Here is a 528-nt window from a genome sequence, read left to right on the forward strand (position 1 = left end):
TCGCGAAGCGGCCCGCTGGATCACCACCCACCCGCACCGCCGCAGCCCGCACATCAACGAGCGCCTGCCCCGGCTCCTCGAACACTGCCCCCAACTCAAACTCACCCACGACCTGGTCCGCCGCTTCGCCATCATGGTCGACAACCGCGACACGGCATCCTTGCCGGGCTGGTTGAGCGACCTCGCAAACAGCGCACTGGCACCACTCGCCAGCCTTGCCGGAGCCCTGCACGAAGACCGACATGCCGTTGCCCAGGGAATCACGACCTCTTACAACTCAGGGATCAACGAAGGGCGCATCACCGACGTCAAGCTGCAGAAACGCCTCATGGCCGGACGAGCCGACGTCTCTCTTCTCCGCCACCGTGTCGTCCTGATCGCCCACCTCCGCCGACGCCATACGGACCGGCCGACCGTGTCACCGAGATAATCTCCGGCTACGAAAATCTTGCCAGAGCCACGTTCAGGTGTACGCCGACAGCAGGCAGCGAAGAGGGGTGAAGCAGGGGTGGCGGTCGCGGGTGTCGT

Annotated in this window: 1 protein-coding gene; it reads left to right on the forward strand. The window is 65.2% G+C overall.

Translation table 11 applies throughout. From position 1 onward, the window contains the following. A partial coding sequence (locus tag IG78_RS0141150) for a transposase (RefSeq protein ID WP_169749756.1) occupies positions 1 to 430 on the forward strand: 430 nt, incomplete at its 5' end. Positions 431 to 528: the final 98 nt, after the last annotated feature.

The organism is Streptomyces aureocirculatus (assembly GCF_000720475.1).
Classification (GTDB): Bacteria; Actinomycetota; Actinomycetes; order Streptomycetales; family Streptomycetaceae; genus Streptomyces; species Streptomyces aureocirculatus.